The sequence below is a fragment of the Geodermatophilus sp. SYSU D00867 genome, from assembly GCF_054050315.1.
Genome location: NZ_JBJGZC010000005.1, coordinates 1 through 21,820 on the forward strand (window position 1 = coordinate 1; position 21,820 = coordinate 21,820).

At 76.4% G+C, this 21,820-nt stretch carries 21 protein-coding genes; 15 read left to right on the plus strand and 6 right to left on the minus strand.

Going from position 1 to position 21,820, the window contains the following annotated elements; all coding sequences use genetic code 11:
- The 5 genes from ACI8AK_RS05815 to ACI8AK_RS05835 form a co-directional block, all read left to right on the plus strand.
- A partial coding sequence (locus ACI8AK_RS05815; RefSeq protein ID WP_456955463.1) for a hypothetical protein occupies positions 1–442 on the plus strand: 442 nt, incomplete at its 5' end.
- Positions 439–2,154, plus strand: a complete 1,716-nt coding sequence (gene bluB, locus ACI8AK_RS05820; protein WP_456955465.1) for a 5,6-dimethylbenzimidazole synthase — start codon at positions 439–441, stop codon at positions 2,152–2,154. The genes ACI8AK_RS05815 and bluB, both read left to right, overlap by 4 nt.
- Positions 2,151–2,513 carry a hypothetical protein gene (locus tag ACI8AK_RS05825; protein ID WP_456955466.1) on the plus strand — a complete coding sequence of 121 codons (363 nt, stop codon included), beginning with the start codon at positions 2,151–2,153 and terminating at the stop codon, positions 2,511–2,513. Before bluB ends, ACI8AK_RS05825 begins: the two co-directional genes overlap by 4 nt.
- 49 nt (positions 2,514–2,562) lie before the next feature.
- The gene (gene pgm, locus ACI8AK_RS05830) at positions 2,563–4,197 is read left to right on the plus strand and encodes a phosphoglucomutase (alpha-D-glucose-1,6-bisphosphate-dependent) (protein WP_456903480.1); all 1,635 of its coding nucleotides are present in this window, start codon (positions 2,563–2,565) and stop codon (positions 4,195–4,197) included.
- Between the two features lie 66 nt (positions 4,198–4,263).
- Complete coding sequence (locus ACI8AK_RS05835) at positions 4,264–4,917, plus strand: hypothetical protein (RefSeq protein WP_387988588.1); 654 nt, start codon at positions 4,264–4,266, stop codon at positions 4,915–4,917.
- Positions 4,918–4,923: 6 nt separating this feature from the next.
- On the opposite strand, the gene ACI8AK_RS05840 is transcribed toward ACI8AK_RS05835, so the two are convergent.
- The gene (locus ACI8AK_RS05840; RefSeq protein WP_387988587.1) at positions 4,924–5,814 is read right to left on the minus strand and encodes a diguanylate cyclase domain-containing protein; all 891 of its coding nucleotides are present in this window, start codon (positions 5,812–5,814) and stop codon (positions 4,924–4,926) included.
- 130 nt (positions 5,815–5,944) lie between these two features.
- Here ACI8AK_RS05840 and ACI8AK_RS05845 point away from each other — a divergent pair, with 130 nt between their 5' ends.
- Both ACI8AK_RS05845 and ACI8AK_RS05850 read left to right on the plus strand, forming a co-directional pair.
- Positions 5,945–6,889: a hydroxymethylglutaryl-CoA lyase gene (locus tag ACI8AK_RS05845; protein ID WP_456955467.1), complete on the plus strand. Its 945-nt coding sequence runs from the start codon at positions 5,945–5,947 to the stop codon at positions 6,887–6,889.
- Entirely contained in the window at positions 6,886–7,386 is a 501-nt protein-coding gene (locus ACI8AK_RS05850; protein WP_387988585.1) for a flavin reductase family protein, read from the plus strand. Before ACI8AK_RS05845 ends, ACI8AK_RS05850 begins: the two co-directional genes overlap by 4 nt.
- Before the next feature lie 74 nt (positions 7,387–7,460).
- Here ACI8AK_RS05850 and ACI8AK_RS05855 read toward each other — a convergent pair whose 3' ends face one another.
- Entirely contained in the window at positions 7,461–9,860 is a 2,400-nt protein-coding gene (locus ACI8AK_RS05855) for a SpoIIE family protein phosphatase (protein WP_456955469.1), read from the minus strand.
- A gap of 119 nt (positions 9,861–9,979) precedes the next feature.
- On the opposite strand from ACI8AK_RS05855, the gene ACI8AK_RS05860 reads away from it, so the two are divergent.
- On the plus strand, positions 9,980–10,846 hold the full coding sequence (locus tag ACI8AK_RS05860; protein WP_456955471.1) for a hypothetical protein: 867 nt from the start codon (positions 9,980–9,982) through the stop codon (positions 10,844–10,846).
- A gap of 4 nt (positions 10,847–10,850) precedes the next feature.
- Here ACI8AK_RS05860 and ACI8AK_RS05865 read toward each other — a convergent pair whose 3' ends face one another.
- The gene (locus tag ACI8AK_RS05865; RefSeq protein ID WP_456955473.1) at positions 10,851–11,339 is read right to left on the minus strand and encodes a hypothetical protein; all 489 of its coding nucleotides are present in this window, start codon (positions 11,337–11,339) and stop codon (positions 10,851–10,853) included.
- Positions 11,332–11,697 carry a hypothetical protein gene (locus ACI8AK_RS05870; RefSeq protein WP_387988581.1) on the minus strand — a complete coding sequence of 122 codons (366 nt, stop codon included), beginning with the start codon at positions 11,695–11,697 and terminating at the stop codon, positions 11,332–11,334. The genes ACI8AK_RS05865 and ACI8AK_RS05870 overlap by 8 nt, the downstream gene beginning before the upstream one ends.
- Positions 11,698–11,759: 62 nt before the next feature.
- Between ACI8AK_RS05870 and ACI8AK_RS05875 the strand changes: the two genes are divergently transcribed.
- Entirely contained in the window at positions 11,760–12,665 is a 906-nt protein-coding gene (locus ACI8AK_RS05875) for a PaaX family transcriptional regulator C-terminal domain-containing protein (protein WP_456955475.1), read from the plus strand.
- On the opposite strand, the gene ACI8AK_RS05880 is transcribed toward ACI8AK_RS05875, so the two are convergent.
- Complete coding sequence (locus ACI8AK_RS05880) at positions 12,635–13,627, minus strand: aldo/keto reductase (protein WP_456955477.1); 993 nt, start codon at positions 13,625–13,627, stop codon at positions 12,635–12,637. The genes ACI8AK_RS05875 and ACI8AK_RS05880 overlap by 31 nt on opposite strands.
- A 133-nt stretch (positions 13,628–13,760) precedes the next feature.
- On the opposite strand from ACI8AK_RS05880, the gene ACI8AK_RS05885 reads away from it, so the two are divergent.
- From ACI8AK_RS05885 to ACI8AK_RS05900, 4 genes are all read left to right on the plus strand, one after another.
- Positions 13,761–14,771: a siderophore ABC transporter substrate-binding protein gene (locus ACI8AK_RS05885; protein ID WP_456904176.1), complete on the plus strand. Its 1,011-nt coding sequence runs from the start codon at positions 13,761–13,763 to the stop codon at positions 14,769–14,771.
- 79 nt (positions 14,772–14,850) lie between these two features.
- Positions 14,851–15,807 carry an ABC transporter permease gene (locus ACI8AK_RS05890; RefSeq protein ID WP_387988577.1) on the plus strand — a complete coding sequence of 319 codons (957 nt, stop codon included), beginning with the start codon at positions 14,851–14,853 and terminating at the stop codon, positions 15,805–15,807.
- Complete coding sequence (locus ACI8AK_RS05895) at positions 15,797–16,804, plus strand: iron chelate uptake ABC transporter family permease subunit (protein WP_456955479.1); 1,008 nt, start codon at positions 15,797–15,799, stop codon at positions 16,802–16,804. Before ACI8AK_RS05890 ends, ACI8AK_RS05895 begins: the two co-directional genes overlap by 11 nt.
- On the plus strand, positions 16,801–17,559 hold the full coding sequence (locus ACI8AK_RS05900; RefSeq protein WP_387988575.1) for an iron ABC transporter ATP-binding protein: 759 nt from the start codon (positions 16,801–16,803) through the stop codon (positions 17,557–17,559). The genes ACI8AK_RS05895 and ACI8AK_RS05900 overlap by 4 nt, the downstream gene beginning before the upstream one ends.
- A gap of 85 nt (positions 17,560–17,644) precedes the next feature.
- Here the strand turns inward: ACI8AK_RS05900 and ACI8AK_RS05905 are convergent, their stop codons facing one another.
- Positions 17,645–18,316 carry a hypothetical protein gene (locus ACI8AK_RS05905; RefSeq protein WP_456955480.1) on the minus strand — a complete coding sequence of 224 codons (672 nt, stop codon included), beginning with the start codon at positions 18,314–18,316 and terminating at the stop codon, positions 17,645–17,647.
- 137 nt (positions 18,317–18,453) lie between these two features.
- Here ACI8AK_RS05905 and ACI8AK_RS05910 point away from each other — a divergent pair, with 137 nt between their 5' ends.
- Both ACI8AK_RS05910 and ACI8AK_RS05915 read left to right on the plus strand, forming a co-directional pair.
- Positions 18,454–19,926: a S8 family serine peptidase gene (locus ACI8AK_RS05910; RefSeq protein ID WP_456955481.1), complete on the plus strand. Its 1,473-nt coding sequence runs from the start codon at positions 18,454–18,456 to the stop codon at positions 19,924–19,926.
- Between the two features lie 107 nt (positions 19,927–20,033).
- Positions 20,034–21,815, plus strand: a complete 1,782-nt coding sequence (locus tag ACI8AK_RS05915; RefSeq protein WP_456955483.1) for an N-acetylglutaminylglutamine amidotransferase — start codon at positions 20,034–20,036, stop codon at positions 21,813–21,815.
- The last annotated feature ends 5 nt before the right edge of the window (positions 21,816–21,820 follow it).

Here is a 21,820-nt window from a genome sequence, read left to right on the forward strand (position 1 = left end):
CCTGCTCCTCCAGCCGCTCCGCCGCGGCCGGCGGGGCGTGCGGGCGGGACGTCGCCGCCGCCGCCGAGTCGCCCCGGCCACGCCCGCGCCCCGCCACACCCCGGACTGCCGGGAGGGCGTGACGATGACCGAGGAGGAGGTCCGCGCGCTGGCGCTGGCGCTGCCGGAGGTCACCGAGGCCGACCACCACGGCCGCCCGTCCTTCCGGTTGGGGACCGCCGTGCTCGCCACGCTGCGGGCACCGGGCATCCTCAACGTCGTGGTCGGGGAGTCGGAGGCGCGCGCGGCCGAGGGGGGTGCGGTCTCGCTGCTGTGGTGGGGGAAGCGGCTCTCGGGCGTGCAGGTCGACCTGGCCGCGGCCGACCCGGCCGTCGTCGCCGACCTGCTGGACGAGGCCTGGGCCCGCCGGGCCCCCGCCCGGCTGCGGAGGCAGCGCCCGTGACGTACCCCCGGCCGGTCCCGCTCATCGGCGACGCCACCTCCGCCGCCGAGCGGGCCGGCGACCCCGCCGGCTGGGCCATGCCCGACGACGCCGGCGGGTTCTACGCCGTCGTCGCCGCCCGCCGCGACGTCCGCCGCTACCGCCCGGACCCGGTGCCCGACGACGTCCTGCGCCGGGTGCTGGCCGCCGGGCACTCGGCCCCGTCGGTGGGCCACAGCCAGCCGTGGCGGTTCGTCGTCGTCCGCGACCCGGCCGTCCGGGACCGCGCCGCCGTCCTCACCGACCGCGAGCGGCTGCGCCAGGCCGCGCAGATGGAGCCCGACGCCGCCCGCCGGCTGCTGGACCTGCAGCTCGAGGGCGTGCGCGAGGCGCCGCTGGGGATCGTCGTCTGCTGCGACCGGCGCACCCCCGCGGCCGGCGTGCTGGGCCGCGCGACCTTCCCCGACGCCGACCTGTGGAGCTGCGCGGCGGCCATCCAGAACCTGTGGCTCGCCGCCCGCGCCGAGGGCCTGGGCATGGGCTGGGTGACGCTGTTCCGCCCCGAGGAGCTGGCCGGGCTGGTCGGCCTCCCCGACGGCGTGGCCACCCTCGGCTGGCTGTGCCTGGGCTGGCCCGACGAGCGCCCGCCCGCGCCCGGGCTGGAGCGGGCCGGCTGGTCACGGCGGCTGCCGCTGGAGGCCGTCGTCCTGGAGGACCGCTGGCCCGCCGACGACGGCGGCCCGGCCGCTCCCCCGTCGCACCTGCGCGCGCCCGGCCGCGAGGACGTCGTCGGCGCCCGCGACGAGGCCGACCGCCTGCTCACTCCCCCGGGGTCGCTCGGCGTGCTCGACCGCGCGGTGGACCGGGTCGTGGCCCTCGGCCGCGGCGACGTCGCCGGCGGCACGCTCGTGCTCGCCGCCGCGGACCACCCGGTCGCCGCGCTCGGCGTCTCGGCCTACGGCGGGCACGTCACCCGCGACGTCGTCCGCGCCGCGCTGGCCGGCACCTCGGTCGGCGCCACCGCCGCGGCCGCGGCCGGGCTGGGGACGGTCGTCGTCGACGCCGGGGTGGACGGCGACCCGCTGCCCGGCGCGAGGGCCGCCCGGCCGGCCGGCCCTCGCGGCGACCTCGCCGCCGCCCCCGCGCTGACCGCCGCCGACGTCGAGCGGCTGCTGGCCGCCGGGCGGGAGCTGGGCGCCCGCGACGGCCTGCTCGCGCTCGGCGAGGTGGGCGTGGGCAACACGACCGTCGCCGCCGCGCTGGCCGCCGGGCTGCTCGGCGCCGACCCCGCCGACGTCACCGGGCTGGGCTCCGGCGCCGACAGCGAGGTGCTCGAGCGCAAGCGCGCCGTGGTGGCGGAGGCGGTGCGCCGGGCGGGCAGCGGGCTCGCGCCGGAGCGCGCGCTGGCCGAGCTCGGCGGGCCGGAGCTCACCGTGCTGGCCGGGGCCGTCCTCGGCGCCGCGGCGGCGCGCACCCCCGTCGTCCTCGACGGGTTCGCCGTCTCGGTGGCCGCGCTGGCCGCCGTCCTGCTCGAGCCCGGCGCCCAGGCCTGCCTCGTCGCCGGGCAGCGCAGCCGCGAGCGCGGGCACGAGCTGGTGCTGCACGCCCTCGGCCTGGAGCCGCTGCTGGACCTGCGGCTGCGCGCCGGGGAGGGCGCCGGCGCCGCGCTGGCCGCCGGCCTGCTGCTCGACGGCCTCCGGGTCCGCCGCGCGACGGCCCGCGTCGGGCCGTGATCGAGGCCGGGACGCGGCGGCGCGACCAACCCGCTCCCCCGCACGTCGTGTTCGAGGCGCTCACCGGGCCCGACCGCGACCCCGCGCGCCCGTGGCTGCGGCTGCTCGACGACGAGCACCGGCCGACCGTGGTGCACGCCGAGCGGCCGCACCTCGTCGTCTGGTCCTCGCTGTGGGAGCGCCGGCCCGACGCGCGGGTCCGCTTCGACGTGCTCGCCCTCGCCGGCGCCTCCGGGACCGACCTCCGCTGGACCCTGCTGGTTGACGGACCCCTGCCGGACGCCTCGCTCCTCGGGCACCTGCGGAAGCGGCTCAACGAGCTGGTCAACGCGGACCTGCGGTACTCCTTCGGGCAGTAGCGCGGTCTCCGCTCGCCACCGGGCCGGGAGCCGGGCCAGGATCGGCGGCGTGACCGATCCCCGTGCCGGCCAGCCCGCCGCCCCGTCCGACCTGGTCGACGTCGCCTCCCTGGTGACCGCCTACTACACGCTGGTGCCCGACCCGGCCGAGCCGGCGCAGCGGGTGTCGTTCGGGACCTCCGGGCACCGCGGGTCGGCGTTCGACACCGCGTTCAACGAGGCGCACATCCTGGCCACCACCCAGGCCATCTGCGAGTACCGGGCGGCGCAGGGCTACGACGGGCCGCTGTTCCTCGGCCGCGACACCCACGCGCTGTCCGAGCCGGCGTGGGCCAGCGCGCTCGAGGTGCTCGTCGCCAACGACGTCCCCGTGCTGGTCGACGCCGCCGGCCGGTACACGCCCACCCCGGCGGTGAGCCACGCGATCCTCACCGCCAACCGGGGGAGGACGAGCGGCCTGGCCGACGGCATCGTCGTCACGCCGTCGCACAACCCGCCGCGCGACGGCGGCTTCAAGTACAACCCGCCCTCGGGCGGCCCGGCCGACACCGACGCCACGAAGGTCATCGCCGACCGCGCCAACGAGCTGCTCGCCGCGGGCCTCGACGGCGTGCGGCGGGTGCCGTTCGCCCGGGCGCACGCGGCGGCGCAGCGGTACGACTACGTCGCCGCCTACGTCGACGACCTGCCGGCGGTGCTCGACCTCGACGCGATCCGCTCGGCCGGCGTCCGGATCGGCGCCGACCCGCTCGGCGGGGCGTCGGTGGACTACTGGGCGGCGATCGCCGAGCGGCACCGGCTCGACCTCACCGTGGTCAACCCGCTGGTCGACCCCACGTGGCGGTTCATGACGCTCGACTGGGACGGCAAGATCCGGATGGACTGCTCGTCGCCGTCGGCGATGGCCTCGCTCATCGGCAAGCGCGCCGACTACGCGATCGCCACCGGCAACGACGCCGACGCCGACCGGCACGGCATCGTCACCCCCGACGCCGGGCTGATGAACCCCAACCACTTCCTCGCCGTCGCGATCTCCTACCTGTTCGCGCACCGCCCGGAGTGGGGCGGGGACGTCGCCGTCGGCAAGACGCTGGTGTCGTCGTCGCTGATCGACCGCGTCGTCGCCGGGCTGGGGCGGCGGCTGGTCGAGGTGCCGGTCGGGTTCAAGTGGTTCGTGCCCGGGCTGCTCGACGGCTCGGTCGGGTTCGGCGGCGAGGAGTCCGCGGGGGCGTCGTTCCTGCGCCGCGACGGCGGGGTGTGGACGACGGACAAGGACGGCGTCCTGCTCGCGCTGCTGGCGAGCGAGATCCAGGCGGTGACCGGCAGCTCGCCGTCGCAGCTGCACGCGGAGCTGACCGGGCGGTACGGCGCGTCGGCCTACGCGCGGGTGGACGCCCCGGCCACCCGCGAGCAGAAGGCGGCGCTGGGGAAGCTGTCGCCGGAGGACGTCACCGCCACCGAGCTGGCCGGCGAGCCGATCACCGCCAAGCTCACCCGCGCGCCCGGCAACGACGCCGCCATCGGCGGGCTGAAGGTGGTCACGGAGAACGCCTGGTTCGCCGCCCGCCCGTCGGGGACCGAGGACGTCTACAAGGTCTACGCGGAGTCGTTCCGCGGCCCCGACCACCTCGCGCAGGTGCAGGAGGAGGCCCGCGCCGTCGTCGGCGCCGCCCTCGGCGTCTGACCCGTGCGGGCGACGACACGGGAGCAGGAGCGGAGGGCGCGGGGGTGGCAGCCGCAGACTGGGCGCATGACCGGTCAGCCGTACGAGCAGGAGTGGGACGTCGTCCCGCCCGGGTCCGTCCCCCCTCCCCCGCCGCCCGCGTACGGCAGCCGGCCCACGTACGGCGCCCAGCCCACGTACGGCGCCCCGCCTCCCCACGGCGCCCCGCCCCCGTACGGCGCCGTGCCGCCCCACGGGCAGGTCCCGCCCCACCCCCAGCCGGTCCCGTACGGCCCCGGCTGGGCGGCGGTGCCGTTCGCGCCGCCGGCGTGGCCGCACGGTCCGGGGCGGCCGGGGACGGCGACCACCGCGGCCGTGCTCGGTTTCGTCACCGGCGGCCTGACCGCGCTGGTGTCGCTGGCCTTCCTCGTCGCGGTGCTCACCGGTGCCGAGGACGACCCGATCACCGTCACGCTGCTGCTCGGGCTCCCCTGCGCGGCCGGGCTGGTCACCGGGGCGGCGCGGCTGCTGGGCCGGCACTCCCCGACGGTCCTGTTCGCCTCCGCGCTCGCCTCGGTCGTCGTGCTCTTCCTCGCCCTGGTCGTCGGGGCCGCGTCGCAGGACGCCGACGACGTCGCCGGCTTCACCGCGTTCCTGGTGTTCGCGCTGCCGCTGCCGGTGCTGACCGCGGTGTTCGCCCGGCTGCCGCGCACGGTGGGCTGGGCCGGCTCGCGCGCCTGAGCCGGCTCAGCGGCGGCGGGCCTTGTCGGCGTACATCGCCGCGTCGGCCTCCCGGACCACCGCCTCCTGCGCCTCCTCGGGGTCCACGCCGCCGTCGACCGAGCCGATGCCGATGCTCAGGCCCACCCGCACGGTGGTCGAGCCGATGCTCAGCGAGCCGGGGAACGCCTCCCGCAGCCGCGCGGCCAGCACCTCGGCGTCGGCCCGCTCGGTGTTCTCGCAGACGACGGCGAACTCGTCGCCGCCCAGCCGGGCCGCGGTGTCGCTGGCCCGCAGCACCGAGGCCAGGTGCCCGGCGACGGCCACGAGGACAGCGTCACCGACGGGGTGACCGAACTGGTCGTTGACCGCCTTGAACCCGTCGAGGTCCAGCACGAGCACGCAGGTCGGCGTGTGCTCGCGGTGGCCGCGCTCGAGCGCGTGCCGCAGCCGGTCGCGGAACAGCAGCCGGTTGGGCAGCCCGGTGAGCGGGTCGTGCGCCGACAGGTGCAGCAGCCGGGCCTCCAACGCCTTGCGGTCGGTGACGTCCTCGACCACCAGGACCAGGTGCGGCGCGGCGACGCCCGGGGTGCCGTCGACCCAGGACGACGTCACCTGGACCGGCACCACCTCCCCGTCGGACCGCACCATCCGGCACTCGTGCCGGGCCCGGCCGCGGCTCTCCTGCAGGCCGGTGCAGACGGCGACCGCGCCGGCCACGTCCTCGGGGTGGGTGACGGCGAACAGCGTCGTGCCGCGCAGCGTCCCGGGCTCGCGGCCGAGCAGCTCGCCGAGCGCGGCGTTCGCCTCGATCAGCACGCCCTCCGGGGTGGTCAGTGCCACCCCCATCGGTGAGTTCGTGAACGCGCTGCCCAGGTCGGGGGGCGGCAGGGTGCCCGTGGCGCCCTCCAGGTCCACGGCGCCTCCCTCCCGCACCTCGTCTCGGTGTACCGACCCCAGTCATTACCTCCTGCGTTCCACGTGGAACCCCTTCGCGAGGCAGGATGGTCGGGTTCCCCCGTCCGGGCGAGCAGACAGGAGGGCAGCGGTGCCGTCGGACTTCGACCTGGTGCTGCCGACGGCGGTCGACGTCCGCGAGGTCGGCATGCGCGACGGGCTGCAGCTGGAGGCCCCCGTCCCGCTCGAGGGCAAGCTCGCGATGCTCGAGGCGCTGGTCGCCACGGGCGTGCGCCGCATCGAGGTGACGTCGTTCGTCTCGCCGAAGGCCGTCCCGGCGCTGGCCGACGCCGACCGGGTGGCCGCCGAGCTGTCCCGGTGGCCCGGCGTGCACTGGTCGGCGCTGGTCGCCAACCCCCGCGGCGCGGTCCGCGCGGTCGACGCCGGCATCGCCGACCTCGAGCTGGTCGTGTCCGCCTCCGACGGGCACAGCCGGGCCAACGCCGGCCGCTCCACCGCGGAGGCGCTGGCCGGCGTCGGTGAGGTGGCCGCGCTGGCGCACGGCGCCGGCGGCTCGCTGGAGGTCGTCGTCGCCACCGCGTGGGACTGCCCGTTCGAGGGGCGCACCCCGATCGCCCGCACCGTCGACGTCTGCCGCGCCGCGGTCACCGCCGGCGCCGACGCCCTGTGCCTGGGCGACACGATCGGGACGACGACGCCGGCGCGGGTGGTCCGCCTGCTGCACGCCGTCCGCCGCGCCTGCCCCGGCACCCCGGTCGCGGTCCACTTCCACGACACCCGCGGCACCGGCCAGGCCAACGCGCTGGCCGCCGTCCAGGCCGGGGTGACCCAGCTCGACGCCTCCGTCGGCGGGCTCGGCGGCTGCCCGTTCGCGCCCGGCGCGAGCGGCAACATCGCCACCGAGGAGCTCGTCTACTGGCTGGAGGAGTCCGACGTGCGCACCGGGATCGACCTGGACGCGCTGCTGGCCGCCGCGCGGGTCACCGAGTCCGCGGTCGGCCACGAGCTGCCGAGCTCCCTGTACCGCGCCGGCGGCCGCTCGGTGCCCCGGGCGGCCGCCGGGACGACGGCGTGAGCGGTCCGGCGGAGGTCGTCGACCCGCGGGTCATGCGGGACGTGCTCGGCCACTTCGCCTCCGGCGTCACCGTGGTCACCGCGGACACCGACGACGGCCCGATCGGCTTCACCTGCCAGTCGTTCAGCTCACTGTCCCTGGACCCGCCGCTGGTGGCGCTCGCGCCGGCGCGCACGTCGAGCACCTGGCCGCGGCTGCGGGACATCGGCCGGTTCTGCGTCAACGTCCTCGCCGAGGACCAGTCCGGGCTGTCGGCGGCGTTCGCCCGCTCGGGCGTCGACAAGTTCGCCGGCGTCCCGTGGCGGCCGAGCCGGCACGGCTCCCCCGTGCTCGACGGCGTCGTCGCGTGGATCGACTGCACGCTGTGGGCGGAGTACGACGGCGGCGACCACACGATCGTCGCGGCCCGCGTGCTGGACCTCGGCGCCGACCCCGGCCGCCGCCCGCTGCTGTTCCACCGCGGCCGCTACGGGTTCGTGGAGGCCGACGGCGCCTGATGGAGGACCCCTCCGCCCCACCCCTCGCCAGCTCGCGGCGGGACCCCGCGGAGGGGCCGGGAGGACTCCGTCCGCTAGCCGAAGCGGACGGCGATGAGCGCGACGTCGTCGCGGCCGTCGAGGGTGCCGCTCACCGCGGCGTCGCACAGCTCGCGGGGCGAGGCGTCGGCCGGGGTGGCCGACACCCGCTCCACCAGCGCGGCGATGCCCTGGTCGAGGTCCGAGCCGGGGGTCTCCACCAGCCCGTCGGTGTAGGCGAGCACCGTGGAGCCCGGCGGCAGCCGCAGGGTCCGCGTCCGCCGCTCGGCGGTGGCGTCGACGCCGACCAGCAGGCCGGTGACGCCGTCGACCGGCCGCAGGCACCCGTCGGGTGAGCGCAGGAGCAGCGGCGGGTGGCCCGCGTTGGCCAGCTGCGCCGTCCAGGCGCCGCCGGGCCCGTCCGGGGGGAGGGCGCGCAGGTAGGCCATCGTCGCCAGCGAGGCGACCCGCAGGCCCTGCACCAGCCGGTCCACGCGGGTGAGCACCGTGCTCGGGGAGGGGTCGGGGGCGTCCCAGAGGCAGGCGCGGATGAGCCCGCGCAGGTGCCCCATCGCGGCGGCCGCGGCGACGTCGTGGCCGGCGACGTCGCCGACGACCATCCCGACCGACCCGTCGGGCAGCTGCAGCAGGTCGTAGAAGTCCCCGCCGACGTCGGCGGCGGTCGAGGCGCTGACGTAGTGCGCGGCGGCCTCGAGCCCGGGGATCTCCGGCAGGTCCGGCAGCAGGGACCGCTGCAGGGTGTCGGCGACGGCGTGCTCCTGCTGGTAGAGCCGCACGTTGTCCATGACCAGGGCCGCCCGGCGGGCGAGGTCCTCGACCAGCCCGACGTCGTCGGGGGTGAACGGGCGCTCCGGGGAGGTGCGCACCAGCGTGATCGCCCCGCGGGTCCGGCGGCGGGCCACCATGGGCGCGCTCAGCGCCGACGTCGCGCCCAGCCGCCCGGCGATCTCCCGGGCCACCGGGGAGGCGGTGACGTCGTCCAGCCGCTCGGGCAGCCGCTCGACCAGCACCGCGCGCGAGGTGGTGATGCTGCGCTGGCCCGGCGAGTCCGGGGGCAACCGCAGCGCGTGCCCGGCGTCGAACCGGCGCAGATCGGTGCGCTGGTGCTCGCGATCGCGGGAGACCAGCTCCCGGACCTCGCCGGACTCGTCGACCAGCGTGATGACCGCCCAGTCGGCCAGCTGCGGCACGCACAGGGCGGCCAGCCGGTCGAGCACGTCGGCGATGTCGAGGGTGGCGATCAGCGCGCTGGTCGCCTCGGCCATCAGCGCGAGCCGGGCCTGGGCGCTCTCGGCGTCGCGCTGCGCCCGCTCGGCGTCGCGCTGGGCCTGCTCGGCGACCGCGCGGGCGAGCTCGGCCTCCCGCCGGGCGGCCTGCTCGGCGGCGAAGGCCGCCTCCCGCTCGGCCTCGACCCGCACCCGCTCGGTGACGTCGGTCTGCACGCCGACGAAGCTGACCAGCTCGCCGTCGCCGTCGAACACCGGGCTGATCGCGAGCTGGTTCCAGAAGGCGGTGCCGTCGCGGCGGTGGTTGAGCAGCGTGACGGTGACCGCCTCCCGCGCGCGCAGAGCCGCGCGGATCTGCTCGACGCTCGCCCGATCGGTGGTGGGGCCCTGCAGGAAGCGGCAGTTGCGACCCACCGACTCCTCGTAGGAGTACCCGGTGATCCGGGAGAACGACGGGTTGACCCAGACCAGGGGGTCGTCCGGCTGGCGGGGGTCGGTGATGGTGAACGCGATGTCGGTGGCGACGACGGCCCGCTCGCGCAGCGCCTGCAGCTCGGCGTCGGCGTCCTCGCCGCCCGCGTTCTCGACCTCGAGCAGCACCACCAGCGACAGCTGCTGGCTGCTGTCCGGCTGGGAGAGCGGGAAGCCGGTCACCCACAGCAGCCGGTCCGCGTCGCCGTCGTCCTCCCGGGCCCGGCCGGCGTCGGTGCTGCGGCCCGGCGAGAGCCGCACCGCCTCGCCGGTGACCGGCCGGCCCTGGGCCACCAGCGACAGCGGGCCGCTGGTGCGCGCGAGCGGCGCGCCGCCGAGGTCGGTGAGCCCGGCCGACGCGCCCCAGGTGTCGACGTCGACCGGCAGGCGGACGTTGCCGGCCATCTCGACCGCGGCGGTGTTCGCGTAGGTGACCGCGCCCGACTCCTGGTCGATGAGCAGGACCGCGACCGGGACGTCGGCCAGGACCGCGGGCAGGGCGGTGGACGCGGCGTGGTCCCCGCGGTGCTCGGAGACGACGGCGGTGGCGGCGCTGACGACGCCGGCCTGCCGGTCGGTGGCGTCGTCCCCGGCAGGTGCCGTGGCCTCGGCCATGGCGGCGCGGGTGCGGGGCGGGATGCCGTCACCGGACGGCGAGTCGGTGGGACCGCCGACGCCGGGGAGCACGCCGGGCGGCGGGCCCTGCCCCTCCTGCGGTCGGTTCCCGTCCGGTCGCACGCAACCAATCTACCGGCCGCCCGGGCCGACTCCTCCCGACCGCCAGGTGACCTGCCCGGACAGGTGTGCGCGGCTGCGTGACGGGCACCCTCCCGGGGACCACTCGGGAGGGAGACGTCATGGGACTGCTCGACCGGCTCCTCGGCCGGCGCCGCGCGCCGGAGCCCCCGGCCTACGGCGGCTACGACGGCTACGCCCCGCCGCCCGCACCGGCCCCGCCCGCGGCCCGGCGGGCCTCCGGCGACCGCCCGCTGACCGACCAGCAGGCCATCGAGCGCTACCGCTACCTGCTGAAGACCGCGCCGCCGGACCAGATCGAGCAGGCGCACGCGGAGGCCTTCGCCCAGCTCACTCCGGAGCAGCGGCAGGAGGTGCTCACCCAGCTCGCGGCCGGCGTACCGGCGTCCGAGCGCCCGCGCAGCGACGACGCCCAGACGCTGGCCCGGGTCGCCACCCGCGCCGAGCTCCGCCAGCCCGGGTTCCTCGAGCGGACCTTCGGCGGCTACGGCGGCGGCCCCGGCTACGGGGGCGGCGGGTACGGACCCGGCTACGGCCCGGGCCACGGCCCGGGCTACGGCGGTGGCGGGTACGGCTACGGCGGCGGGTACGGCTACGGCGGCGGCTACGGGCCCCGGATGGGCGGCTTCGCCGGCTCGATCGGCGGCAGCCTGCTCGGGACCATCGGCGGCCTCGTCGTCGGGACGGCGGTCGCCGACGCGCTGTTCGACACGGGCCTCGGTGACGGCGGCCTGTTCGGCGGCGGCGACGAGGAGGCCTACGCCGAGGGCTACCAGGACGGCGCCGGGGCCGGCGACGGCGACGGCGGCGGCGGCGGCGACTACGCGGCCTCCGAGGGTGGCTACGGCGGCGACCCGGGCGCCGACTTCGCCGGCGGGGCCGACAACGGCTTCGACGGCGGCGACTACGGCGGCGGGGACTTCGGGGGCGGGGACTTCGGCGGCGACTTCGGGGGCGGCGACTTCTGACCGCTCAGGACCGGCCGGGACCGTCCCCGGGGACGGACCCGGTCGCCTCCTCCCCCGCCGCCACCTCCCCCGCCGCCACGTCGGCCTGGTGGCGCAGCCACAGCAGGCCGAGCACCGGCAGCACCAGCGGCACGAACCCGTAGCCGCGGCCGAACGCCGACCACACCGTCTCGTCGGGGAAGGCCGCCGGGTCCACCAGCGACAGCACGCCCACCACCAGCACGCCGGCCAGCTCCACCGAGCACGCGACGACGGCGGTCCGCCGTCCCGCCCGCCCGCCGCGGGCCAGCCCGACGGTGGCGACCAGGTAGACCACCGCGGCCAGGGCCGACAGCAGGTAGGCCACCGGCGCCTCGTCGAAGCGGGTGGCCAGCTGCACGCCGGCCCGCGCGCCGGCTGCCAGCGCGAAGACGGCGTAGACGGCCACCAGCACCCGGCCCGGCCCGGCGGCGGTCCCGCCCGGCGCGGTGCCCCGCGCGTCCCGCTCAGGCACCGGGGGCCTCCCAGAGCTGCACCAGCCGCCAGACCATGACGGCGGTCACCAGCGACGCCACGGCCAGCACCGTCCCCGCCCAGCGGCTGGGCTCGGTGCGCGACCACAGCACCCCGGCCACCGGCAGCAGGACGACGCCGGCCAGGTAGCCCACGAAGGTCGCCGTCTCCGGGGGCCGCTGCCCGTCCGCCAGCGCCACCGCCGCCACCACCGCCTGGACGACGAGCAGCACCTCGAGCACCGCGGCGCCGGCCAGGTGCAGCAGGCCGATCCGCCGGCGGGCGAGGGTGGACGCCAGGCCGGCGAGGGCGACGAGCAGGGCCACCGCCGTGGCCGACCAGACGAGGAGGGCGTTCATCGCCTCCCATGATCGCGCGCCCTCCGGGGGAGCCGGGAGCGGGCGCGGGGTAGGCACGGGCCATGACCGTCCGCGACCTGGTGGTGGACCTGTGCGCCGAGCACCTGGACGCCGTCACGGGCGACCCGGTGCCGCTGCAGGCCCTGGTCGGCCTCCTCGCGGCGTGCGGGGTGGCCGAGCCGAGCACCCGGGCCGCCGCGTCGGCGCTGCGCCGCGCCGGGTGGCTGACCGCGTCCCGGCGCGGGCGGGAGACGCTGCTCGCCCCGACCGCGGCGCTGCGCGCGGCGGTCACCACCCGCTGCGACCGGGTCCGGTCGCGGCTGGGCCCGTGGGACGGGGAGTGGCGGATGGTCGTCTACGGCGTGCCGGAGACCGACCGCGCGGCCCGCGAGCGGGTGCGGCGCGGCCTGGCCCGCGCCGGCTTCGGCCCGCTGGCGCCGGCCACGTGGGTGTCGCCGCACGCCGCCGCGCTGGAGGAGGTGCGCGCCGAGCTGGCCGGCGAGCGCACCTCCCGGCTGGACCTGCTCACCGCGCGCGTGGCCGACCCGCGGCTGTCCGACGCCGACCTGGCCACCCGCTGCTGGGACCTCCCCCGGCTCGCCGCCGCCTGGACCCGGGTGCTCGACCGGCTGCGCGCGGTCGCGGACGCGGTGCCCCAGGGCCCGGCCGCGCTCGGCCGCCACCTGCGGCTGCGGGCGGACGTGCGGGCGCTGCTCACCGGCGACCCGCTGCTGCCCCCGGCGCTGCAGCCGGAGGCCTGGCCGGCGCGCGAGGTCCGCGACGCGTGGGCCGACGCCGGCGCCCGGCTGGCCGCCGCCGCCCGCGCCCACGTCGCCGAGGTGCTGGGCGCCGTCACGCCCCGGACGGCCGCGTGGTCCGGCCTCCCCGCAGGGGCCCGGCGCGAGCGCGCGAGGGGTGGGGGCAGCGAGGTTCTCCGTCAGCGGTGGACGCCGGACATGTCCGGGTAGCGGTCGCCGACCGCGGCGCCGACCGGGGCGGCCTCGTCGAGCCGGCGCAGGTCGTCGTCGGACAGCTCGACGTCGGCGGCCGCGGCGTTCTCCTCGAGGTAGCGCACCCGCTTGGTGCCGGGGATCGGCACCACGCCCGGGTTGCCCCCGCGGTCGCTCTGCGCCATCACCCACGCCAGCGCGAGCTGCGACGCCGTCACGCCCTTCTCGTCGGCGATCTCGCGCACCCGGTCGACCAGGCGCAGGTTCTGCTGGAACGCCTCGCCCTGGAACCGCGGGTTGTGCCGGCGGAAGTCGTCGGGCGCGAGGTCGTCCACGCTGCGGATCTGCCCGGAGAGGAAGCCGCGGCCGATCGGCGAGTAGGCGACGAACCCGATGCCGAGCTCGGCGCAGGTGGCCAGGACGCCGTCCTCCTCGGGGTCGCGGCTCCACAGCGAGTACTCGGTCTGCACGGCGGTCACCGGCTGGACGGCGTGCGCGCGGCGGATGGTCTCCGGCGCGGCCTCGGAGATGCCGACGGTGCGCACCTTGCCCGCCTCGACCAGCTCGGCCAGCGCGCCCCAGGTGTCCTCGACCGGGACGGTGGTGTCCACCCGGTGCTGGTAGTAGAGGTCGACGACGTCGACACCGAGCCGCTCGAGCGAGGCGTCGCAGGCCCGCCGCACGTAGTCCGGCCTCCCGTTGATCCCGCGGAACGAGCCGTCCTCGCCGCGCTCGTTGCCGAACTTGGTCGCGAGCACCACCTCGTCGCGGCGGCCGGCGATCGCCTTCCCGACCAGCCGCTCGTTGGTGAACGGGCCGTACATGTCCGCGGTGTCGAGGAAGGTGACGCCGAGGTCGAGGGCCCGCTGGATGGTGCGCTCGGCCTCGGCCTGGTCGCCGGTGCCGTAGAACTCGCTCATCCCCATGCAGCCCAGCCCCATGGCGGGGACGGACAGGGACCCGAGGGTGCGTGTCTGCATGGGCCGCTCCTGCCCGCCGGTGGAGGGGGGCAACCGGCCGTGAGGGGACCCCGCCGTTCCGTTGCCCCGGGGGCTGTGACAGGTTAGGCCGTCCTCAGTTAGGGCAGCCTGACCTACTTCGAGCAGGAGAACGATGCGCACCGCGACCCGGCCGCTGGCGGCCGCCTCCCTGTCCCTGGCCACGGTCCTCGCGCTCGGCGCGTGCTCGTCCGACGGGCCGGTGGCCGAGGCGTCGACCGACGCCGGGACCGTGACCTGGACCTGGGACCGGAACACCGCCGCCGAGGACCAGGAGCCGGAGTACGAGGAGACGACGGTCGAGGTCCCGGTGGACCCCGAGCGGATCGTGGTCTTCGACATGGCCAGCCTCGATACCATCGGCGCCCTGGGCGGGGAGGTCGCCGGCGCCCCGCTGGACTCGGTGCCCGACTACCTGCAGCGGTACCTGGCCGACGACGCCTTCGACGCGGGCACCCTGTTCGAGGCCGACCTGGTCGAGATCGAGTCGCAGCAGCCCGACCTCATCGTCATCGGCGGCCGCTCCTCGACGCTGTACGAGGACCTCAGCGAGATCGCGCCGACCGTCGACCTGAGCCTGCGCGGCAGCTACACCGAGACCCTCGAGCGCAACGCCACCTTCCTCGGCGAGGTGCTCGGCGCGGAGGACGAGGCGGCCGCGGCCGTCGCCGACCTGGAGGCGGGGATCGAGGAGGCGCGGGCCGCCACCGCCGACGCGGGCACCGGCCTCGGCCTCATGGTGGCCGGTGGCGAGCTCAGCGCGATGGCCCCGGCGGGCGACGGCGCGGACGCCCGGGGCGCCCGGGGCGGTCTCATCTACGACGCGTTCGGCGTGCAGCCCGTCGTCGACGACATCCAGGCCGCCACGCACGGCGAGCCGGTCTCCTTCGAGTTCCTGCTCGAGACGGACCCCGACCACCTGTGGGTCGTCGACCGCGACGCCGCCACCGGCGAGGAGGGCGCGCAGGCGGCCGCGGCGGTGCTCGACAACGACGTCGTCGCGCAGACGACCGCCGCCCAGCAGGGCCAGATCCACTACCTCGACCCGGTCGCCTGGTACGTCGTCTTCGGTGGCATCGACACCACCCGGATCATGATCGACGACGTCCTGCAGATCGCCGGCTGAGTCCCGCACCTCCGCCGTGACGGCACTCGACACGGGTCGGACGAGCACCCCCGCCCCGGCGCGCCCCCGGCGCACCGGCGTGGGGGTGCTCGTCGGCGTGCTGCTCGCGGTCCTCGCGGTCGCGAGCCTGTTCATCGGCGTCTCCGACGTCTCCCCGGTGTCGGTGCTCACCGGCGGGTCCGACGGCACCGCCGCCTTCCTGCTCGGAGCCACCCGGATCCCGCGCACCGTGGCCCTGGTCCTCGCCGGCGCCTCGCTGGGCATCGCCGGGCTGATCATGCAGATGCTCGTGCGGAACAAGTTCGTGGAGCCGAGCACCACCGGCGTCACCGAGTTCGCCACGCTCGGCATGCTCGTGACGACGGTGTTCCTGCCGGGGCTGGCCGTCGTCGGCAAGACGGCCGTCGCCGCGGTGTTCGGCCTCCTCGGCACCTGGGTGTTCCTGCGGGTGGTCCGGGCGGTGCCGGTCCGCCAGCTCGTCCTCGTCCCGCTGGTCGGCATCGTGCTCGGCGGCGTCGTCGGCGCGGTGACGACGTTCGTGGCCTACCGCCTGGACCTGCTGCAGTCCCTCGGGCAGTGGGCGCAGGGCAGCTTCGCCGGCGTCGTGCAGGGCCGGTACGAGCTCGTGTGGATCGCCGGCGTGATGGTCGTCGTCGCCTGGCTGGCCGCCGACCGGTTCAGCGTCATCGGCCTCGGCGAGGAGTTCGCGACCAACCTGGGGCTGGACCACCGCCGGTGGGTGGCCGTCGGGATGGTCGTCGTCGCGGTCATCACCGCGGCGGTGCTCGTCACCGCGGGGCTGGTCCCGTTCCTCGGCCTCGTCGTCCCGAACGTCGTCAGCCTGCTGATCGGCGACAACGTCCGCCGCGCGATCCCGTGGGTGGCCGCGCTCGGGGCCGTGTTCGTCGTCGCCTGCGACGTCCTCGCCCGGGTCCTGCGCTTCCCCTACGAGATCCCGCTGTCGGTCGTCGTCGGCATCGTCGGCGCGGTGCTGTTCCTCTGGCTGCTGCTGCGGAGGGGGAGCCGTGCTCACTGACCCCGCCCCGACGACGGTCCGCCCCCGCGCGGCGGTGCGCGTGCGCCGGGCCGGGCCCGCCGCCCGCCTGGCCGTGCTCGGCGCGGTCGTCGTCGTCCTGACCGCGCTCTACCTGTTCACCGACGTGCCCGGGTCGCTGGCCTACGCGCTGGAGAAGCGCGGCCTGACCGTGGCCGCGGTCGTCGTCGTCGCGGCGGCGGTCGGGGTCTCGACGGTCGTCTTCCACACGATCACCCAGAACCGCGTCCTCACCCCGTCGATCATGGGGTTCGACGCGTTCTACGTGCTGGTCTCGACCGTCGTCGTCTTCGCCGCCGGGTCCGCGGCGTTCCTGGCGGCGGACCCGCTCGTCCTGTGGGCGGTGCAGGTGGCGGTCATGGTCGGGTTCAGCGTCGTCCTGTTCACCTGGCTGTTCGGCGGGAAGCGGCGCTCCATCCACCTGATGCTGCTGGTCGGCGTCGTGCTGGGCACGTACTTCCGCGCCTTCAGCGAGTGGATGCAGCGGATGCTCGACCCGCTGGACTTCCAGGTGCTCTCCGACGCCTTCTTCGCCTCCCTGACCCGGCCCGACGAGACGCTGCTGGCGCTCACCGCGGGCCTCGTCGTCCTCGGCTGCGCGGTGGTGGTGCCGCTGCTGCGCACCCTCGACGTGCTGACCCTCGGCGAGCCGGCCGCGGTGGGCCTGGGCGTCGACCACCGGCGCGTGGTCATGACGCTGTTCCTGGTCGTCTCGGTAATGGTCGCGGCGTCGACGGCGCTCGTCGGGCCGATCCTGTTCTTCGGCCTGATCGTCGCCAACCTCGCCTACTCGTGGGCCGGCTCGTTCCGCCACGTGTGGACGGTGCCCACGGCGGTGCTCCTCGGCGTCGCCTGCCTGCTCGGCGGTCAGCTGGTCCTGGAGCGGGTGCTCGGCTTCGGCGGCACCCTCTCCACGGTCATCGACTTCGCCGGCGGTCTGTTCTTCCTGTACCTCGTCCTGCGGAAGGGGGCGCGGTGATCGCGCTCGAGGGCGTCACCAAGCGCTACGGCGGCCAGACGGTCGTCGACGACGTCACGATCCGCTTCGGCGGCGAGGGGGTGACGGCGCTCATCGGTCCCAACGGCGCGGGCAAGTCGACGCTGTTCGGCCTCGTCGGCCGCCTGGTCCGGCCGGACGCCGGCCGGGTCACGGTGGACGGCCTGGACGTCGCGACGACGCCGTCGCGGGAGCTGGCCCGGCGCCTGGCCGTGCTGCGCCAGGACAACCACGTCGCCGCGCGCCTGACCGTCTCCGACCTCGTGGAGTTCGGGCGCTTCCCGCACTCCCGGGGCCGGCTCACCGTCGCCGACCGCGAGCACGTCGACCGGGCGATCGCCTACCTGGAGCTCGACCCCTACCGGGACCGGTACCTCGACGAGCTCTCCGGCGGTCAGCGCCAGCGGGCCTTCATCGCGATGGTCCTCGCGCAGGACACCGAGTACGTGCTGCTCGACGAGCCGCTCAACAACCTCGACCTGCGGCACATGACCGAGATCATGCGGCTGGTCCGGACGATGGCCGACGAGCTCGGCAAGCGGGTCGTCACCGTGCTGCACGACGTCAACTCGGCGGCTGCTCACGCCGACCGCATCGTGGCCATGCGGGACGGCACCGTCGTCGCGGACGCCCCCGCGCGCGACGTCATGCGTCCCGAGGTGCTCGCGGCCGTCTACGACACCACCGTCGACGTCCGCGAGATCGACGGCCGCCCGGTCGCCCTCTACTACGGCTGAGCGCGCGGTGTCGACCTGCTGTCGTCTCCGCGCGCGGGAGACGACACCAGGTCGGCACGCGGCGAGGACGCGCGGGCGCGCCGCGCTAGGCCCAGCGGGCGAGGGCGGTGCTCGTCCCGGGGGCGACCACGGTGAACCCCGCGTCGACCACCTCGACGTCCGCCCGCGGGCGCAGCGCCGTCCACCGCGCGGCGTCGGGGTGCTCGACCACCACGGGGAAGCCGGCGGCCGCCCAGGCGTCGAACCGCCCGTCGCGCATGCGCACCGCCGACAGCTGCGCGGCGTGACCGCAGGCCGCGGCCGCCTTGCCCAGCGGCAGGAACGGCTCGGGGCAGACCGAGAGGACGAGCGGGCCGCCCGGTTCCGGGTCGACCACCGGCCGGGCGCCGGGGTCGTCGAGCTCGCTACCGGTCAGCTGCAGCTTCGCGACCTCCGGGGGGATGGCGTCGGTCGGGCCCGGCACCAGCGCGCGGACCTCCGCCCCGGCGACCGCGGCGGTCACCCCCGGGAGCCCCGAGACCCGGTCCCACGCGACCCCCCGCGCCCGCCGGCAGTGCTTGCGGATCGCCCCGTCGGTCCACCGGCGGACCAGCGGCTCCCACTCCCCGCCGGGCAGCGCCCGGTCGTCGGCGAGCAGCCGCACGACCGCGACCGCCGCCGCCTCGCAGACGGCCGTCCGGCCCGGCGGGTCGACCCGCTCCACACGCGCCACCAGCTGCATCGCCCAGGGCGCCTCGCCCGGCGGGTCGTCGTACACGCCCCCACCCTGCCCAACGGGAGCGGCCGGCCCGGCACCTGGAACCCGGCGACACGCCCGGTCGCCCCCACGGCGTGACCGGCGTCGCAGCGACTCGTTCGAGCAGGGCACCCGTCAGTTCTCAACGAGGAGAGCCCATGACCCGGTCGACCCGTCGCGCGCTCGGAGGAGGGAGCCTGGCCGCGCTGGTCGCCGGCGCGCTGCTGGCCTCCCCCGCCAAGGCGGCCCCCGATCCGCTCGCCCCCGTCCAGGACTTCCTGGCCGACCAGCTCGCCGGCCTGGCCGCCGCCGTCCCCACCACCGTCCTGGTGCACGGGGAGGACGCGCAGGCCGCCCGGGCCGCCGTCGCCGCCAGCGGGATGCGGACCGTCACCGAGTTCGAGCGGATCGGCGTGGTCGTCGCCCGCGGCACCGCCGCCCAGGTCCGGGCCGCCCGCGGCGAGCCCGGCGTCACCTACCTCGAGGGCAACACCCCGATCGAGTTCGCCCAGGAGACCTCCCACACCGCCACGGGCGGCGCGCAGGCCGTGCGGACGCTCACCGGCCCCGACGGCTCCCCGCTCGACGGCAGCGGCGTCTCGGTCGCCGTCATCGACTCCGGCGTCGACCCCACCCACCCCTACCTGCGCGACCCCGACGGCGGCAGCGCCGTCGTGGCCAACCTGAAGAGCCTGTGCCTGCTGGAGACCGCGACGACGCCGGACTGCGTCGTCCGGGTGCCGACCGCGGTCGACACCGACACGCTGTCGGTCGGCGGGCACGGCACGCACGTCAGCGGGATCGTGGCCGGCCGACCGACGGCGCTCCCCGACGGCGGCCGGCTGCAGGGCGCGGCCCCCGGCGCGAGCCTCGTGTCCGTCTCCACCGGCGCGGCGCTGCTCATCGTCGGCGCCGACGCGGCGCTGAACTGGGTCCTGGAGAACCACGAGCACCCGTGCGGCGCGGACGTCCCCGCCGACGTCTGCCCGCCCATCCGGGTCACCAACAACTCCTACGGCCCGAGCGGCGGCGGGGAGTTCGACCCGGAGAGCGCCACGGTCAAGCTGCAGCGCGCACTGGCGGCCGAGGGCGTCGTCACCGTGTGGGCGGCCGGCAACGACGGCGGCGACGGCTCGACGTCGCTCACCAACCCGCCCGGCCAGGACCCGACCGGCGGGATCATCAGCGTCGCGTCCTACTCCGACCAGGACACCGGCACCCGCGACGGCGCGGTCAGCGGGTTCTCCTCGCGCGGCGCCGCGGCCGACCCCTCCACCTGGCCGGACGTCTCCGCGCCCGGCGAGGCCATCACGTCGTCGTGCCGGCCGTACCTGCCGGTCTGCGCCACCGGCCTCGACCCGCGCAACGGTCCCGGCCTGCTCGACCTGGGCACCTTCACCACGATCAGCGGGACCTCGATGGCCGCGCCGCACGTCGCGGGCATCGTCGCCCAGCTGTTCGAGGCCGACCCGGCGGCGACCCCGGCCGAGGTCGAGGAGGCGCTCACCTCGACCGCGCACCGCTATCCCGACGGTGCCGCCTACACCGCGGTCGGCAGCCGGACGACGTCGTACGACAAGGGCGCCGGCCTGGTCGACGTCCCGGCCGCCGTCGCCGCGCTGACCGCCTAGCGGGAGGTCGCGCGGCCCGGTTCCACGTGGAACCGGGCCGTGTGACCTTCCTGTGAACTGGGCCCACCACGTCGCGAGGCCCGGCACCCTGGGGTTGGATCGAACCCATGTGCGGCCTCTCCGGCGAGATCAGGTTCGACGGCTCCCTGGCCGACACCACCGCGGTGGCGCGGATGGTCGAGGCGCTGGTCCCCCGCGGGCCGGACGGCCAGGGCCAGTGGAGCGCCGGCCGGGTGGCGTTCGGCCACCGGCGGCTGTCGGTCATCGACCTCTCCCCCAGCGGCTCCCAGCCGATGGTGGACAGCGAGCTGGGCCTCGAGGCGGTCTTCAACGGCTGCATCTACGACTACAAGGAGCTGCGCGCCGAGCTCGAGGGCCACGGCTACCGCTTCTTCTCCACCAGCGACACCGAGGTCCTGCTCAAGGGCTACCACCACTGGGGCCTCGACTTCGTCGACCACCTGCACGGCATGTTCGTCGTCGTCATCCACGAGCGGGACACCGGCCGGGTCGTCATGGCCCGCGACCGGCTGGGCATCAAGCCGCTGTACCTCGCCGAGACGCCGGGCCGGCTCCGGTTCGCCTCGTCGCTGCCGGCCCTGCTGCGCGCCGGCGACGTCGACACCTCCATCGACCCCGTCGCGCTGCACCACTACCTGACCTGGCACGCCGTCATCCCCGCGCCGCGCACCCTGCTCAACGGCGTCCGCAAGCTGCCGCCGGCCACCGTCCGCGTCATCGAGGCCGACGGCACCAGCCGCGAGCACCGCTACTGGGAGCCCACCTACGAGCGGCGTCCCGAGCACTCCGGCTGGTCGAACCGCGACTGGGAGGACGCGATCGAGGAGGCGCTGCGGGTCGCCGTCCGCCGCCGCCTGGTCTCCGACATCCCCGTCGGCGTGCTGCTGTCCGGCGGGCTGGACTCCAGCCTGATCGTGGGCCTGCTCGCCCAGGAGGGGCAGACCGGCCTCGCCACCTACTCGATCGGCTTCGAGACCGTCGGCGGCCACGCGGGCGACGAGTTCCGCTACTCCGACGTCATCGCCGAGCGGTTCGGCACGAACCACCACCGCATCCGGGTGTCCTCCGACGAGCTCGCCGCCGCGCTCGGCCACGCCATCGGCGCGATGGCCGAGCCGATGGTCAGCCACGACGTCGTCGCCTTCGACCTGCTGTCCGAGCGGGTCAGCCAGTCGATCCGCGTCGTGCAGTCCGGGCAGGGCGCCGACGAGGTCTTCGCCGGCTACCACTGGTACCCGCCGCTGGCCGACGTCGACCGCGAGGAGGCCGTCGAGCGCTACGCGAAGGCGTTCTTCGACCGCGGCGCGGAGGACATGCGCGCGCTCGTCGGCGAGCGCTACGCCCTCGACGGCGACCCGAGCCTGGAGTTCGTCCGCGACCACATGTCCCGCCCCGGCGCGCAGACCGCCGTCGACGCCGCCCTGCGGCTGGACAGCGAGGTCATGCTCGTCGACGACCCGGTCAAGCGGGTGGACAACATGTCGATGGCGTGGGGCCTGGAGGCCCGGGTGCCCTTCCTCGACCACGACCTGGTGGAGCTCGCGGCCCAGTGCCCGCCGGAGCTCAAGCTCGCCGACGGCGGCAAGGGCGTGCTCAAGGCGATCGGCCGCCGGATCATCCCGCCGGAGGTCATCGACCGGCCCAAGGGCTACTTCCCGGTGCCGGCGATCACCCACCTCGAGGGCAAGGTGCTCGGCCTGGTGAAGGACGCGCTGTCCAGCGAGGCGGCGCGGGAGCGGGCGCTGTTCCGCCCGGAGTACGTGTCCCGGCTGCTCGAGGACCCCAACGGCGAGCTCACGCCGCTGCGCGGCAACAAGCTGTGGCAGCTGGGCCTGCTGGAGCTGTGGCTGCAGAACCACGGGGTCTGAGGAGG

What these genes read in the sequence shown, in the direction of transcription:
- ACI8AK_RS05875 (WP_456955475.1), top strand. Translation starts at nt 11,760, where the DNA reads ATGACCGTCCGCGACCTGGTGGTGGACCTGTGCGCCGAGCACCTGGAC.
- ACI8AK_RS05835 (WP_387988588.1), top strand. Translation starts at nt 4,264, where the DNA reads ATGACCGGTCAGCCGTACGAGCAGGAGTGGGACGTCGTCCCGCCCGGG.
- ACI8AK_RS05870 (WP_387988581.1), bottom strand. Translation starts at nt 11,697, where the DNA reads ATGAACGCCCTCCTCGTCTGGTCGGCCACGGCGGTGGCCCTGCTCGTC.
- ACI8AK_RS05915 (WP_456955483.1), top strand. Translation starts at nt 20,034, where the DNA reads ATGTGCGGCCTCTCCGGCGAGATCAGGTTCGACGGCTCCCTGGCCGAC.
- ACI8AK_RS05885 (WP_456904176.1), top strand. Translation starts at nt 13,761, where the DNA reads ATGCGCACCGCGACCCGGCCGCTGGCGGCCGCCTCCCTGTCCCTGGCC.
- ACI8AK_RS05880 (WP_456955477.1), bottom strand. Translation starts at nt 13,627, where the DNA reads ATGCAGACACGCACCCTCGGGTCCCTGTCCGTCCCCGCCATGGGGCTG.
- ACI8AK_RS05910 (WP_456955481.1), top strand. Translation starts at nt 18,454, where the DNA reads ATGACCCGGTCGACCCGTCGCGCGCTCGGAGGAGGGAGCCTGGCCGCG.
- ACI8AK_RS05860 (WP_456955471.1), top strand. Translation starts at nt 9,980, where the DNA reads ATGGGACTGCTCGACCGGCTCCTCGGCCGGCGCCGCGCGCCGGAGCCC.